Annotated in this window: 11 protein-coding genes; 3 read left to right on the top strand and 8 right to left on the bottom strand. The window is 71.1% G+C overall.

All coding sequences use genetic code 11. The features are described from left to right. Window positions 1–1,188 carry a PQQ-dependent sugar dehydrogenase gene (locus tag QSK36_RS20880; RefSeq protein WP_285783581.1) on the top strand — a complete coding sequence of 396 codons (1,188 nt, stop codon included), beginning with the start codon at window positions 1–3 and terminating at the stop codon, window positions 1,186–1,188. Window positions 1,189–1,216: 28 nt separating this feature from the next. On the opposite strand, the gene QSK36_RS20875 is transcribed toward QSK36_RS20880, so the two are convergent. The 7 genes from QSK36_RS20875 to QSK36_RS20845 form a co-directional block, all read right to left on the bottom strand. Further along, window positions 1,217–3,181: a VanW family protein gene (locus QSK36_RS20875; protein ID WP_285783580.1), complete on the bottom strand. Its 1,965-nt coding sequence runs from the start codon at window positions 3,179–3,181 to the stop codon at window positions 1,217–1,219. A 235-nt stretch (window positions 3,182–3,416) separates the two neighbouring features. Then, window positions 3,417–4,925 carry an Asp-tRNA(Asn)/Glu-tRNA(Gln) amidotransferase subunit GatB gene (gatB, locus tag QSK36_RS20870; RefSeq protein WP_183540566.1) on the bottom strand — a complete coding sequence of 503 codons (1,509 nt, stop codon included), beginning with the start codon at window positions 4,923–4,925 and terminating at the stop codon, window positions 3,417–3,419. Continuing rightward, window positions 4,918–5,568: a DUF4276 family protein gene (locus QSK36_RS20865; protein WP_285783579.1), complete on the bottom strand. Its 651-nt coding sequence runs from the start codon at window positions 5,566–5,568 to the stop codon at window positions 4,918–4,920. Before QSK36_RS20865 ends, gatB begins: the two co-directional genes overlap by 8 nt. Then, on the bottom strand, window positions 5,568–6,854 hold the full coding sequence (locus QSK36_RS20860; protein WP_183540570.1) for an AAA family ATPase: 1,287 nt from the start codon (window positions 6,852–6,854) through the stop codon (window positions 5,568–5,570). Before QSK36_RS20860 ends, QSK36_RS20865 begins: the two co-directional genes overlap by 1 nt. 25 nt (window positions 6,855–6,879) lie before the next feature. After that, window positions 6,880–8,370: an Asp-tRNA(Asn)/Glu-tRNA(Gln) amidotransferase subunit GatA gene (gene gatA / locus QSK36_RS20855; protein WP_285783578.1), complete on the bottom strand. Its 1,491-nt coding sequence runs from the start codon at window positions 8,368–8,370 to the stop codon at window positions 6,880–6,882. After that, entirely contained in the window at window positions 8,367–8,666 is a 300-nt protein-coding gene (gene gatC / locus QSK36_RS20850) for an Asp-tRNA(Asn)/Glu-tRNA(Gln) amidotransferase subunit GatC (RefSeq protein WP_030506108.1), read from the bottom strand. The genes gatA and gatC overlap by 4 nt, the downstream gene beginning before the upstream one ends. A 124-nt stretch (window positions 8,667–8,790) precedes the next feature. After that, on the bottom strand, window positions 8,791–10,860 hold the full coding sequence (locus QSK36_RS20845; RefSeq protein ID WP_285783795.1) for a putative bifunctional diguanylate cyclase/phosphodiesterase: 2,070 nt from the start codon (window positions 10,858–10,860) through the stop codon (window positions 8,791–8,793). A 361-nt stretch (window positions 10,861–11,221) separates the two neighbouring features. Here QSK36_RS20845 and QSK36_RS20840 point away from each other — a divergent pair, with 361 nt between their 5' ends. Beyond that, the gene (locus QSK36_RS20840; protein WP_285783577.1) at window positions 11,222–12,640 is read left to right on the top strand and encodes a glycoside hydrolase family 6 protein; all 1,419 of its coding nucleotides are present in this window, start codon (window positions 11,222–11,224) and stop codon (window positions 12,638–12,640) included. A gap of 211 nt (window positions 12,641–12,851) precedes the next feature. After that, window positions 12,852–13,961, top strand: a complete 1,110-nt coding sequence (locus QSK36_RS20835) for a hypothetical protein (protein ID WP_285783576.1) — start codon at window positions 12,852–12,854, stop codon at window positions 13,959–13,961. Between the two features lie 104 nt (window positions 13,962–14,065). On the opposite strand, the gene QSK36_RS20830 is transcribed toward QSK36_RS20835, so the two are convergent. Then, on the bottom strand, window positions 14,066–14,953 hold the full coding sequence (locus tag QSK36_RS20830; protein ID WP_285783575.1) for a PhzF family phenazine biosynthesis protein: 888 nt from the start codon (window positions 14,951–14,953) through the stop codon (window positions 14,066–14,068). Window positions 14,954–15,111: the final 158 nt, after the last annotated feature.

Raw genomic sequence — 15,111 nt, 5'->3', positions numbered from 1 at the left:
ATGGCGAACAGGCACGGCGTGGGCGCGGCGCTTCTGGGGGCGGCCCTTCTGACGGCGACTGTGGCGTGCGCGCCCGGTGAGGAGGGCGGGGGCAGGACTCCCCCGCCGCTGCCCGCCGCGAGCGACGCCACGGGCATCACTGCGAGTGGCACTGCGGGTGGCACTGCGGGTGCGACTGGGGGCACGACTCCGGGCGCCGCCACGGGCGACGGTGAGACGAATGTCACTCCGGCCGCGCCGCGCACACTGGTCACCGGTCTGACGGTGCCCTGGGCGATCGCGTTCCTGCCCGGCGGCGACGCGCTGGTGACCGAGCGCGAGTCGGCGCGGCTGCTGCGGGTCACACCGCACGGCCAGGTCCACGAGGCCGGCGTGATCGAGGGGGTGTCCGCGAGCGGCGAGGGCGGCCTGCTGGGCGTGGCCGTCTCGCCCCGCTACGCGGCCGACCACTTCGTCTTCGTCTACTTCACCGCTCAGAACGACAACCGGATCGTCCGCTACCGCTACGACGGGCGGCTCTCCGACCGCCGGGTGATCGTCAGCGGCATCCCGAAGGGGGCCATCCACAACGGGGGCCGCCTCGCCTTCGGCCCGGACGGCTACCTGTACGCCTCGACCGGGGAGACCGGCGAACGCGGCATGGCCCAGGACAGGAGCTCGCTGGGCGGCAAGATCCTGCGCATGACGGCGGACGGCCGGCCCGCCCCGGGCAACCCCTTCGGCACCCTGGTGTGGACCTACGGGCACCGCAACGTGCAGGGCCTGGCCTGGGACGACCGGGGGCACATGTACGCCACCGAGTTCGGCCAGAACACCTACGACGAGATCAACCTCATCGAGAAGGGCCGCAACTACGGCTGGCCGGAGGTCGAGGGGGTGGGCGGCCGGCCCGGATACACCGACCCGCTGCTCACCTGGTCGACCGCCGAGGCGTCGCCGTCCGGCCTCGCGTACGCCCGGGGGGCGCTGTGGGCCGCGGCGCTGCGCGGTGAGCGCCTCTGGCGCGTGCCGGTGGACGCCTCGGGCCGCGTCGGCCGTCCCGCCGCGCTGTACACGGGCGAGTACGGCAGGCTGCGCGCGGTGGCCGCCGCGCCCGACGGCACGCTGTGGGTGAGCACCAGCAACCGGGACGGGCGCGGATCCCCCAGGGACGGCGACGACCGGATCCTGGTGGTGCGGCCCTCCTGATCAGCGCCTCCTGATCAGCGTCTCCTGATCAGCGGCAGACGACCTCGGCCTGGGCGCGGTAGGAGGTGCGGAAGGTCTGCCGGGAGACCACCTCGCCGTCCTGCCGCAGCACCCGCGTCACCGCGGCGGTGAAACCGGGCTGTCCCTGCGTCGCCACGCAGCCGGACCCGTGACCGGTAACGGCGGGCAGCCAGACCTGCTGCCCGACGACAGGCCCCTGCAGGTCCACGTCGTACCGCTTGGTGCTCCACAGCGTCACGGTCAGCGAGGTGCCGGTGGCGGACGCCTGGACGAGCACGCCGTACGGCGAGTCGTTCCTCCAGCGCAGGTCGGGGCCGGGGAAGGACACGGCGGCCTCGGTGCCGACCGGCAGATGAGAGGCGTGGACCTCGGGCGGCGTGTGCTCGGCGACCCGAAGCCCGGCGCGGATCACGGCGTTCATCAGGGTGGTCGCGACCTGGGCCATCCCGGCAGCCTCCGTGCCGGCCCGGCCGTGGATCATGGTGGGGCCGATGCCGTCGAAGCCCGCGGCCGCGGTGCGCGGGCCGACGACCTCGTTGAACGAGAACGTCTCCCCGGGTTCCACCAGGCGGCCGTCGAGGAGCGCGGCGGCCGTGCGGATGTTGCCCGCGCTCTGCGGGCAGCAGGCGTAGGAGGTGGTGAAACGGCCGACCTCCTCCCGGACCCCCATCCGCTGCGCCGCGTCGTCGGTGATCCGCGGCGGCCCGTTCACGACCGACACGGCCACCGTACGGCCGCCGCCGTCGAGGGCGGTCAGCACGTCGGCGGCGAGGCGGTCGGTGTCCACCCGGTCGCCCGGCCTGCCGGGCACCAGGACCGGCCGGCCGTCCTTGATCGTGAAACTGGCGTCGCGGGCCGCCCGCGCGGAGCCGACCAGCGCGGGCTCGACGCCGGCGACCGCCGCCTCGGCGTCGAAACGCGGTCGCAGGACCGCTCCTTCGGGCGCGAACGTCAGGTGCCGCGCCAGCGTGGCCGGCGACAGGCTGACGGCGAGGGTCCCGTTGGTCAGCGTGAGCGGCGCGGCCACCGCATGTCTCGCCCAGCGCAGGGCGCGCCGCACCTCGGCACGGGTGATGTGCGGCAGGTCCCGCATCGTGGGCACCACGATGACGGCCTCCGGGTCGAGATACCCCCTGACGATCTGGTCGGCCGTCGCTCTCCTGTCGATGACGCGGCCCACCCGTGGATACGTCGGGACCGGGGTGACCCCGTCGAACGTGACGTCGCCCTCGCGCCCCGGGCGCTCCAGTGGCGCGGCGACGACCCTGGCCACCGCCTCGTCGAGTTTGCGGCGGTCCACCGACACGACGGGCTTCACCTCTTGGCTGCCGGTCAGCGCGCTCCACACCTCCGGCGGGCTGGGGAAGCCCCCCGGCGCGGCGCGGACCGTGGCCTCGGCGTCGAGCATCAGACCGGCCTGCTGCGGGTCCACGGTCAGCCGCCGCGCACCCTGCCGTACGATCATCGGCGTCCTGGCCTGGGCGTACAGCCGTTCGCGCAACGTGGCGACGGCCTCGGTCCTGCCCTGTCCGCCGATGTCCACACCGAGCACCGTGGTGCCGGGAAGGACCTTCCCCGCCATGGAGATGGCCGGCACGAGATAGAGCGCCAGGAGTAACGCCGCCAGACCGATCAGCGCACGGCGGAGCGCACGGCTCTGGGGAACGGGGTCCAGCAGTTCGAGGTCCGGCGGCGGAACGACGGCGGGTTCATCGCGCGCCGGGCGCTCCGGGACCCGCCACGGCTCGACCGGCGGAGCCGGCGGCGGGAGGTTTCCGTTACCGGACGGCTTGGCGGCCGGAGCGGCGGGAGCGGGAGGTTCGGCGAAGATGTCGGCCGACACCCCCCGGGGGAGGGCCGAGACCCCGCGGGGCAGCGAGCCGACGCCGCGCACCGGGTGTTTACGCGGAGGAGCGGACTCCGCCCCGGACGGATCCGTGGGCGGGTCGACGGACGCTCCGGCGTTGCGCACGCCCCGGTCTCCTCCAGCTCAAGGTCAACAACGATCAGTTAACCCTAAAACACCCTCTGCTGGATATGTCCCGAAGCAACACCTTCCGCGCTCACGCGGGAGGCGATCCGGCCGGCACAGGCCGACGGCCGGCCACGCGGAACCGTGGCCGGCCGTTCTCACGCCCTGCTGCGGGTGGCCCTTGACGGCGCCTCAGCGGATTCCCACGGCGAGGCGGCGTTGGGTCAGGACTCCCTCAGCCCTGGACCCCGAGCTTCTCCAGGATCAGCTCACGGGCCCGGCCCGCGTCCGCCTTGCCCCGGCTGGCCTTCATGACGCCGCCGACCAGCGCGCCCACGGCAGCGATCTTCCCGCCGCGCACCTTCTCCGCGGCGTCGGCGTTGTCCGCCAGCACCTGGTCGATGATCGCCGAAAGCTCGCCCTCGTCGCTGACCACCTGGAGACCGCGCTTCTCCACGACCTCGTCCGGGCCGCCCTCACCGGCGAGCACGCCCTCCAGCACCTGGCGGGCCAGCTTGTCGTTCAGCGCGCCGGAGGCGACCAGCTCGGTCACCCGGGCGACCTGCGCCGGAGTGATGGGCAGGTCGGCGAGCACCGTGGCCGACTCGTTGGCCCGCCGGGCCAGCTCGCCCATCCACCACTTGCGCGCGTCGGCGGCGGGAGCCCCCGCGGCCACCGTCGCCTCGACCAGGTCGATCGCGTCGGCGTTGTGCATCGCGGCCATGTCCAGGTCGGACACGCCCCACTCCTCCTGGAGCCGCTTGCGCCGCGCCGAAGGAAGCTCGGGCAGCGCCGCCTTCAGCGACTCGACCCAGGCCGGGTCGGGCGCGATCGGCAGCAGGTCGGGCTCGGGGAAGTAGCGGTAGTCCTGCGCCTCCTCCTTCGACCGCCCGGAGGTCGTCTGCCCGGTGTCCTCGTGGAAGTGGCGGGTCTCCTGCACGATCCGGCCGCCCTCGGCGAGGATGGCCGCCTGACGCTCGATCTCCCCGCGGACCGCCCGCTCGACGCTGCGCAGCGAGTTGACGTTCTTGGTCTCCGTACGGGTGCCCCACTCGGCCGAGCCGCGCGGCATCAGCGAGACGTTCACGTCGCAGCGCAGCGAGCCCTGCTCCATCCGCACATCGGACACGCCGAGCGAGCGCATCACCTCGCGCAGCTCGGTGACGTACGCGCGGGCGACCTCCGGGGCGAGCCGGTCGGTGCCCGCGATCGGCTTGGTCACGATCTCGACGAGCGGGATGCCGGCCCGGTTGTAGTCGACGATCGAGTAGTCGGCGCCGTGGATCCGCCCGGTCGCGCCTCCGACGTGAGTGGACTTGCCGGTGTCCTCCTCCAGGTGCACCCGCTCGATCTCCACGCGGATGGTCTTCCCGTCCACCTCGACGTCCAGGTAGCCGTCCGTGCACAGCGGCTCGTCGTACTGGCTGATCTGGTAGTTCTTCGGCATGTCCGGATAGAAGTAGTTCTTCCGGGCCATCCTGCACCACTTCGCGATGGTGCAGTTCAGCGCGAGGCCGATCCGGATCGTCGACTCGATCGCCTTCTCGTTGGCCGTCGGCAGCGAGCCGGGCAGCGCCAGGCACACTGGGCAGACCTGCGTGTTCGGCGGGGCGCCGAAGGTCGTCGGGCAGCCGCAGAACATCTTCGAGGCGGTGCCCAGCTCGACGTGCGTCTCCAGCCCCAGCACCGGCTCGAAGCGCTCCAGCGCCTCGTCGTACGGCATGAGCGTCGCGGTATCAGCCATAACGGAAACCCAGATTCTCCAGTGCGTTGGTCATATCGGTCCACCAGCAGGCGAAAGCAGGCAACTTCCGCAGTCTGCCGATCTCTATCTGTTCTGCCAGCCGGTCCAGGAAGTCCTGCTGGAACTCCGTATGCTGGTTCGGCCTCGGCGCGCCCAAGGCCTCGCCTATGAACTTGGCCAGATGATTCTTCGGGTCCTGAAGCTGCTCGACTGTCCCCCGCATGTCGGCGGCGAGCTCGTTCATCACCCGGGGAGGCAGTGCGAGCACGCGGCGCAGCGCTTCGAGGTCCGAGAGAGCCCACGCCTCGGTCTCGCGTAGCGGCACGACGGCGACAAGCTGCTCGCTCGCAGCTGACTCCCGCCAGGCGTCCCGCATCCGCCGGAGCACCTCCTCCGACTTCGCCGGCGGAGCGCCGTCACGGTGGAAGAGCAGAACGTCGAAGGTCCCGCGTACCTCCTCGGCGGCGGCTATCACTGTCGAGGGTCGCTGCGTATCCGCGTCGAGGCACAGCACCGGCAGCACCTCGACGATCCCGTCGAATTCCTCCGCGCATAGATGCTCGACAGCCCGGCGGAGTAACGGCGCGAGGAACCACTCGTCAGAAATGCCTTCCCTGACCAGCGCACAACTCAATATCCGCATCAGCCGCCCCTAGCCGCGACACGGAACCGCTCCAACTCCGCATCGGACACCGCCGGCACTCCAGATGCGTCCCGCCGTGGCGCCTCTCCGGCAGCGGCGAGGCGGCGAGACCGGGTCACGGCGCTGGAGGCGACACCGCCACCCACGCGGGTCGCACTTTCCAGGAAGACGACCTCGTTCCGGGGGACGACGTCGAGCAGCACCGGCGAGTGGCTGGTCACGAGCACCTGGGCGCCACGGACACTGTCGTCTGGATCGCGCCAGGCCCGCAGCCAGTCGCGCTCGCGCGTCTCGTCCCGCGCTATCCGGATAAGATCGCGCAGCCGTTCCGGGAAAACGCCGTTCTCAGGCTCCTCGATCGCGAGAAGCCCTCTCCGACGGGGGTCGTAGAGCACCGCGAGCATCGCCAGGAGGCGAAGCGTGCCGTCGGAGGCCTGCTCGGCCTCGAAACCGGCATTATGCCGTGACATGAAACGCAGCCGGACGTCACCGCGCAGCGGGTCGGTGACGAGATCGAAGTCCGTGACCTCCCTGACCATCCGGGTGAGCCTGGCCTTGATGAGCGGAAGCACGCCCTCGGGACGCGCGTCGCTCGCCGTCGCCTCCACGATGCCTTGGAGATAGCCGGCCAAGCCCGCCCCCGCCGGAGACAGGCCCACCTCGTGCCCGAGAGGACTGGGCCGGGCCAGTTCCGTCGGCTCCAGCCGGAGCACCGCCACCGAATCGAGCTCATCGGCGCACACCAGCCCGGGCACCCAGTCACGGTTCTCACCCGCATGAGGAAGCGCACGGTCAGGGATGCGAAGAAGATCGACTCCCTTGGCCATCCGCATCGCCGGGGGCGGGAACTGCTTGAGACCTGGAGATCCCCGGGAGGCGAGCGGAGAGAAGCTCTCCTCCACTACCTGCAGCACCTCACGCTTACCCCGTGGCATGAGACGCAACTCGGTCTCGTACCGCCATGAGGTCGGAAGGCGCTCTGCCTCCTCCTCGGGCACCCGGGCGTCCAGATCCGCCCGAGACAGCGAGAACTCCAGCGCGAAGCGCATCCGCTCTACCGCCGTGCCGTCCGTCCTCCGGTGGAAGAGCGACGCGGCGTCGCCCCGGGCCGCAGTGACGGCATCGACCAGCCGATCCCCACGGGCCACCGCCACCGCGAACATCAGCGCGTCGAGCAGGTTGGACTTCCCGCTGGCGTTTCTGCCGATGACGGCGAGGAACGGCGGGACGTCGAGCCGGAAGTCCAGGAAGGACTTGAAGCCGTCGATCTCGATGCGGGTGATCATGCCGCCGTTCCCCTCCCCTCGGCGACTAGAGCGCGGGCGCGCGGGACAGCAGCGGGCCGCCCCACCGGCTCTCGAAGGCCTTCTCCACGGCGGCGCCGACCCGATAGCAGCGGTCGTCGGCCAGGACCGGGGCCATGACCTGCAGTCCGACCGGCAGGCCGTCCTCGTCGGCCAGGCCGCACGGCACCGAGATCGCCGCGTTGCCGGCCAGGTTGGTCGGGATCGTGCACAGGTCGGCGAGGTACATCGCCATCGGGTCGTCGGCCCGCTCCCCGATCGGGAACGCGGTGGTCGGCGTGGTCGGCGAGACCAGCACGTCCACCTGCTGGAAGGCCGCCTCGAAGTCACGCATGATCAGCGTGCGGACCTTCTGGGCCTGCCCGTAGTAGGCGTCGTAGTAGCCGGACGACAGGGCGTACGTGCCGAGCATGATGCGCCGCTTGACCTCCGGGCCGAAGCCGGCCGCCCGGGTCAGGGCCATGACCTCCTCGGCGCTGCGGGTGCCGTCGTCGCCGACGCGCAGGCCGTACCGCATGGCGTCGAAGCGGGCCAGGTTGGACGAGCACTCCGACGGCGCGATCAGGTAGTACGCGGGCAGCGCGTAGGAGAAGGTCGGGCAGGAGACCTCGACGACCTTGGCCCCGAGCGACTCCAGCAGTTCGACGGCCTCGTTGAACCGGGCGAGGACGCCGGGCTGGTAGCCCTCCCCGCCGAACTCCTTGACCACGCCGACCCGCATGCCCGCCACGTCGGCGTGCCGCGCGGCCTCGACGACCTGCGGGACCGGCGCGTCGATCGAGGTCGAGTCGAGCGGGTCGTGACCGGAGAACGCCTCGTGCAGCAGCGCCGCGTCGAGCACGTTGCGGGCGAAAGGACCGGGCGTGTCGAGCGAGGACGCGAACGCGATCAGCCCGTAGCGGGACGAGCCGCCGTAGGTCGGCTTCATGCCGACGATGCCGGTCACCGCGGCGGGCTGGCGGATCGAGCCGCCGGTGTCGGTGCCGGTGGACAGCGGCGCCTCGTAGGCGGACACCGCGGCCGACGAACCGCCGGAAGAACCGCCGGGAATCCGGGACAGGTCCCAGGGGTTGTGCGTCGGGCCGTACGCCGAGTTCTCCGTGGACGACCCCATGGCGAACTCGTCCAGGTTGGTCTTGCCGAGGATCACCAGGCCGGCCTCGCGCAGGCGGCGGGTCACGGTCGCGTCGTACGGCGGGCGCCAGCCTTCGAGGATCTTCGAGCCGGCGGTCGTCGGCATGCCGGTCGTGGTGAACACGTCCTTGTGCGCGATCGGCACCCCGGCGAGCGGGCCGAGCGTCTCACCGGCGGCGATGCGCTCGTCGATCGCGCGGGCCTGCGCCAGCGCGGACTCCGCGTCCACGTGCAGGAAGGCGTTGACCTGGCCGTCGACCTCGGCGATCCGGTCGAGGTGGGCCTGGGCGACCTCGACGGCGGTGACCTCTCGGGAGGCGACCAGCGCGCCGAGTTCGGCGGCGGTCTTGCGAATCAAGCTCATTCTTCCTCCCCGAGGATCCGCGGCACGCGGAAGCGGTCGTCCTCCACGGCGGGCGCGCCGGACAGGGCGCCTTCGGGCGTGAGGCCGGGCCGTACGTCGTCGGGCCGGAACACGTTGGTCAGCGGAAGCGCGTGCGAGGACGGCGGAATGTCGTCGGCGGCCACCTCCGCGACGCGGGCGACGGCGCCGACGATCTGGTCGAGCTGGGCGGCGAAGTGGTCGAGCTCGTCGTCGGCCAGTGCCAGCCGGGACAGCCGGGCGAGGTGAGCGACCTCATCGCGGGTTATGGCGGACATGAGTCGTCGAACCCGTTTCATGATGGAGATTGGACCTACCCATCCTAGGGCTCGCCGCCGAGCGGGGCCGACTCGACGACACCGCGTCACATGGTCTTAATGCGCCGCCGCCGTTTGTGACGGGTCAGTGCGGCGCGAGACGGGCGCCGCCGCTCTCGCGGTCCAGGAAGGCCGCGCCGAGCCGGCCGCGCAACCAGGTGGTCGCCTCGCTCGCGGGCATGGGCTTGGCCAGCCACCATCCCTGGCCCGCATGGCAGCCCATCTCGCGCAGCAGCGTCGCGACCTCGGGCGACTCGACCCCCTCGGCGACCGACCTCAGCCCGAGGGACCGCACGAGGTCGATGATCGAGCGGACGATCCGCTCGTCGTCCGGTGACTCCCCGAGCCGCCGTACGAACGACGCGTCGATCTTGACCTCGGAGACCGGGAGCCGCTGGAGCCGGACCAGCGAGGAGTAGCCGGTGCCGAAATCGTCCAGGGCCAGCTGGATGCCGAGTCCGGCCAGGGTGCGGATCGTGTCGGCGCTGTAGGCCTGGTCCGTCATGAGGATGCGCTCGGTGACTTCCAAACGGATGGCCTCAGGAGGCAGGTCCAGTTTCTCCAGCCCGGACTCCAGTTGCTCGGGCAGGCTCGAATCCAGCAGGTCGCGGGCCGACACGTTGACCGAGACCGGCACGCCGACGCCCGCGTGCCACCACCGGGCCGCCTGCCGCAGCGCGTGGCCGATGACGTGCTGGGTGAGCTCGCGCATCAGGTATGACTGCTCGGCGAGCGGGATGAACTCGGCGGGCGAGATCGGCCCGCGCACCGGGTGCCACCAGCGCAGCAGCGCCTCGATGCTCTCGACCCTGCCGTCCTCCAGGCTCACCTTGGGCTGATAGTGAAGCTCCAGCTCGTCGGCGTCGATCGCCCGGCGCAGGTCGCCGAGCAGGCTCAGCCGTTCCGGCGAGTTGCGGTCCTTGCCCGACAGGTAGAACTCGACGCCGGTGCGGCCCTCCTTCGCCAGATACATCGCCACGTCGGAGCGTTGCATGAGCAGCTCGAAGTCCGGCGCGTGGTCGGGATAGAGCGCGATGCCGATCGACGCGTCGAGGTCGAAGGTCATGCCCTCAAGGCGTACCGGCTCGGTCAGCGCGACCCGCAGCCGCGAGGCGACCTCCTTGGCCGCCTGGGCGTCCCTGATCGACGGCAGCAGCACCGCGAACTCGTCCCCGCCGAGGCGGGCCACCACGTCGCCGGGCCGCACGCTGTGGGTGAGCCGGTGGGCCACGATCTGCAGCAGCCGGTCGCCGACCGGGTGGCCGAGCGTGTCGTTGACCTCTTTGAAGCGGTCGAGGTCGAGCAGGAGAAGCCCCACCCGCTCGTGCTCGCGCGCCTCGGCCAGGGCCTCCTCGGTGCGCAGGATGAGCATCTTGCGGTTCGGCAGGCCGGTGAGCCCGTCATGGGTGGCCTGGTGGTCGCGGCGCAGCGAGAGCGTCGCGGTGAAGTAGACCGCGGTCAGCGGCGCGACGAACAGGGGCACCAGGGCCGTGGAGTGCGCCATCACGACCACGACGAGCGGCGCGAGTCCGAGCAGCGCCCCGTAGACGAGGGACTGCGGGCCGATCGACGCCTTCATCACCCGGGTCAGCGGCCGGCGCTCGTGCAGCGCCACCGCCTGGCAGACCAGGATCGCGCGGACGGCGAAGTACGCCGCCGCGGCCAGCGCGATGGCGGGAATGTCCTCGCCGTCGGGCGTCCAGGGCACGCGAGGCGCCGGATGCGCGCCGAACGCGGCGAAGGCCGCCGCGGCCGCCGTGCAGGCGAGGGTCACCTGGGCGAGGTTGAACAGCACCCGGTGCCAGGCCCTGCGATGCACCAGGCCGCTGACCACCACGGCGACCGCCTGCATCAGCACCGCCGTCGGCAGGCCCTGGTACATCAGCACGGCGAAGGTGAACATCGTGGAGGTCGGCGTGCCCCCGACCAGCGTCGAGGAGCTGAACATGACCGGGCGCAGCTCGCCCAGCACCACCAGGACGGTCAGCATCCAGAACAGCGGAGTGCGGGCCACCTCGCCCAGCTCGCCGAAGCCGAGCCGTACCTCCGCGATCACCAGCGCGGTGACGCCGAGGGCGGTCACCGCCGTGAGGTAGGCCCACAGGGGCGAGCCGGGACGCGGTCCGGTGTCCCGGGTGTCGACGGGCGTGGACATCTCGCCCAGGTCGACGGCGGGCAGGAGGACGCGTGGCACCCCGGCAAGCGGCATAAGACCGCGTGAAAGCGTCATCGGTAAGAAACCCCCCAAGAGGTCACTATGGGAGGGTACGGCCTCTGGGCCACTTCGCGAAACCGCTTGGGCACACTCCGTCACCATGATTTCTGGAGATATCACGGTCTGACCGGAGTTGCGGTGAAAGTTTCAACTGCTCCACAGGTCCGATCCCCCGCCCGCCTGCGCCTATTAGGTTGGCCGCCCAGACAAACCCCAAGCGGCCCTTCTTGGACTGCCGTCGGCTCCCTACCATCCGAGAGAACCGTGGGAGCGCTCCCACATTACCGGACGGAGTATTTCCATGTCTCGCAGATTGACGGCGGCTGTGCTCACAGCGGTCGCCACGGCCGCGGTGGGAGCGTCCGTGCTCGCCTCCTCCGCCGCGCAGGCCGCCGACTCCGCCTTCTACGTGGATCCGACGACCAACGCGGCCAAGTGGGTGGCCGCCAACCCCGGTGACAGCAAAGCCGCCGTGATCAGGGACCGCATCGCCGCCGTCCCTCAGGGCCGCTGGTTCGCCAGCTACAACCCCTCGACCGTGCGCAGCCAGGTCGACGCGTACGTGGGCGCCGCCGCGTCGGCCGGCAAGATCCCGATCATGGTCGTGTACGAGATGCCGAACCGCGACTGCGGTGGCGCGAGCGCGGGCGGTGCTCCCGACCACGCCTCCTACCGCGCCTGGATCGACCAGGTGGCCGCGGGCCTCGGCGGGCGTCCCGCCTACATCGTCCTGGAGCCCGACGCCCTGGCGATCATGCCGAACTGCATGAACTCCTCGCAGCAGGCCGAGGTCCAGGCCTCCATGGCGTACGCCGGCAAGAAGTTCAAGGCCACCTCCTCGAACGTCAAGGTCTTCTTCGACGCGGGCAACGACGCGTGGGTGGGGGCCTCCGACATGGCCAACCGGCTGCGGGGTGCCGACGTCGCCAACAGCGCGGACGGCATCTCGCTCAACGTCTCCAACTACCGGTACACCTCCGGCGCGGTCTCCTACGCCAAGAGCGTGATCGCGGCCACCGGCGTGTCCTGGCTGAAGGCCGTGATCGACACCAGCCGCAACGGCAACGGCCCGGTCGGCACCGAGTGGTGCGACCCGGCCGGCCGCGCGACCGGCACCTGGAGCACCACCAACACCGGCGACTCGGCGATCGCGGCGTACCTGTGGGTCAAGCCTCCGGGCGAGTCCGACGGCTGCATCGCCCCCGCGGGTCAGTTCGTGCCGCAGCGGGCCTACGACCTGGCGATAGCCGCCCCGTACACCCCCTCGCCGTCCCCGTCCCCGTCCCCGTCCCCGTCCCCGTCCCGGTCGCCCTCGCCGTCGCCGTCGCCGTCCCCCTCGGCTTCGCCGTCGGCGTCCCCCTCCGCCTCGCCGTCAGCCTCGCCGTCGCCTTCCGCGTCCCCGACGTTCACCGGAGACCGCGGCTGCACGGCGGTCTACAAGATCGTCAACTCGTGGGGCGGCGGCTTCCAGGGTGAGGTCACCGTGACCAGCGCGGGCACCTCGGCGATCAACAACTGGACCGTGAAGTGGACGATGCCCGGCGGGCAGTCCATCACCCAGGCGTGGAACGCCAACCTCACCGGCAGCAGCAGCGTCACGGCCACGAACCTGAACTGGAACGGCAACCTCGCCCCCGGCGCGAGCACCACGTTCGGCTTCCTCGGCAGCTCCAGCGGGACCCCCTCCACCCCGTCCCCCCTGGTCTGCACCACCTCCTGACCCCCACCACATAGTCCAGGCGTGCCGTACGGCTCCCCATCCGTACGGCACGCCTTTCTCGTGTGGCATGTCAGACGGGCGAGGCCGCCGGGCGGTCATCAGCCGCGCGAGTTCGGCATCTGATCCCGAACGATCCCCTCTCGCGGCGGGTCCCGGCATGTGGTGCTCGAATTCGGGGATCCGCTGGAGAGGACCGGCGTACAGTCGGTTCATGATCTCGTGGCGGGACCGGATCGGGCGCGGCCTGATCGGCGGGGCCGTGATCACGTTCCTTCTCGCCGGGTCCGCCTCGTCTCCCGTGGACATGCTGGACGCGCGGTTCCTGGAGGCGGACGGCTGTCCCACCGCGGTGCTGGAAGCGCGGGGAACCGCCGATCGGCCGGGGGCTCTGGTGGACGCCGAGGGCGTCATCACGATGACGCTGTGCGAGCTGATCACGCCGCCGAGGAACGGTCCCGGAGCGATGCCCTCACCGCGGCCCGGACAGCACCGCACCCTCAGTACCCACCTCGCCGAGATGATCGCCGTGCTCAACGCGTTGCCCACACGAGATGAGGCGGAAGCGGCGGCACGGGCTCGGATGACCGCTCAGGGCCGTACGCCGCCCAAGGACCTGCACATGGGCGAGATCTGCACCGCTGTCGGATACGGCGAGCAGTTGTCGTTCGCGGTGCGCTACCGCGACCGGCCGCCCGCGCTGCTCCTGCTCGACCGCAACTGCGGCGTGGTCCACGGCGCGGGCCGGACCCGGTTTCTGCGAGGCGAACCCACTGACCGCTTCCTCTCCTTCTATCGCGATCAGATCGCGAGGGACCCGGCCGCCGTCCCCGCACCCACATGCCCGGCCAAGGTAGTCACGGCGGAGATCGACAACCGGCCGGATCTGGAGTTCCCGAAGGACGGCATGGCCCCCAACCGGGGCGGTACGGATGCGTTCCTGCCCAGCCCGCTCGCGGTGATCACAGCCTGCCGCTACCGGGCGGACGATGACGATCTACGACTGCATGCCCATCGTGTCCTACGGGGCGACCTCGAACCCGTCCGGGGGCTCCTCAACACCGCGGCCGCCATACAGAGCGTGACCGACAGCCGCGGCACCACCGACTTCGTCAACGGTGTCGAGTGCGGTATGCCGCGCCCGACACGGGCCGCGGTGCCGGTCAGCCGTCTCGACGTCGTGTGGGCGGCCGACACAACCGGTGCCGTCGCGGAGATACGGATCTGGCGCGCCCCCTGCCAGGCCGTGTTCACCGGCACAGCCGCCGGGTTGAAGGCCGAGCCCGCTCTGCTGAGTCGGCTCGATTCCTGGCTCGGCCGCTGACGCTTCCGGCAAGCGGGGCATCCTTCGTGGACGTGCTTCCCTTCGCTTATCGGCTCGATTGCCGTCGCCGCCCCGCGCTGCGAGTGAGGTCGTCGCGAGCCGGATCAGCCGCCGGCCGGAACAGACACCGCCGCGCCGGAAACCCGGACCCTGGGATCCCCGTCCCGCAGCTCCACCCGCAGCAGACCGGGCCGCCCCATGTCGACACCCTGGTGCAGGGTCAGCCTCGCCGCGGGACCGGCCTCGCCGAGGTCCCGCAGATACGCCCCGAAAGCGGCTGCGGCGGCCCCGGTGGCCGGGTCCTCCACGATTCCGCCCACGGGGAACGGGTCACGCACCTGGAAGGTGTCCGCCGACTCCCGCCACACCAGTTGCAGGGTGATGAGATCCCGATCGGTCATGTACTGCGCCAGCCCGGAGAAGTCGTAGTCCAGATCGGCGAGGCGCTCACGGGTGGCAGCGGCCAGGACCAGGTGGCGCGATCCCGCGAAGGCGATCCGCGGGGGCAGTGCGGGATCGAGCTCGTCGATCCGCCACTTCAGCGCGTCGAGCGCCTGCGCCACATCGAGCTCGCCGACCGGCTCGACGTACGGCTCCACGCTGGTCAGGGTCGCCCACAGCACACCACCGTCATCCGCCGCCACCTCGACCGGTACGGTTCCGGCCTGCGTCTCGAAGACCAGGCCACCCGGGCCGATCCGTTCGGCGAGCGCGACCGCCGATGCCACCGTGGCGTGCCCGCAGAACGGCACCTCCATCTTCGGGCTGAAATATCGGACGGTGAACGTCCGGCCCGTTTCGGCGAGCCGCGCCGGAGCCTCGCTCAGGAAGGCTGTCTCCGAATGGCCCACCTCGGCGGCGATGGCGAGCATGGCCGCCTCATCCAGCCCGGCGGCGTCGAGCACCACCCCGGCCATGTTGCCGCCGGCGGGATCGGTGGTGAAGGCCGCGTAGTGCAGGGCTTGGGGTATCTGATCAGCAGAGGTCGGCACGTTCGAGGGAACAGCAGAGCAGATGCTCCTGTTCCCCGGGCGCGAGGCCGCCCTCATCAGCGTTCCGGTGTTGTCAGCGGCCCGCGGTTCCTCTCCCGGCCCCTTAACAATGTAAGATCACATCTACGTTAGATTGGTTCTACGTATGATCGAGGCGA

The organism is Microbispora sp. NBRC 16548 (assembly GCF_030268985.1).
Lineage (GTDB): Bacteria > Actinomycetota > Actinomycetes > Streptosporangiales > Streptosporangiaceae > Microbispora > Microbispora catharanthi.
This window is presented reverse-complemented; position numbering and strand designations above follow the sequence as displayed.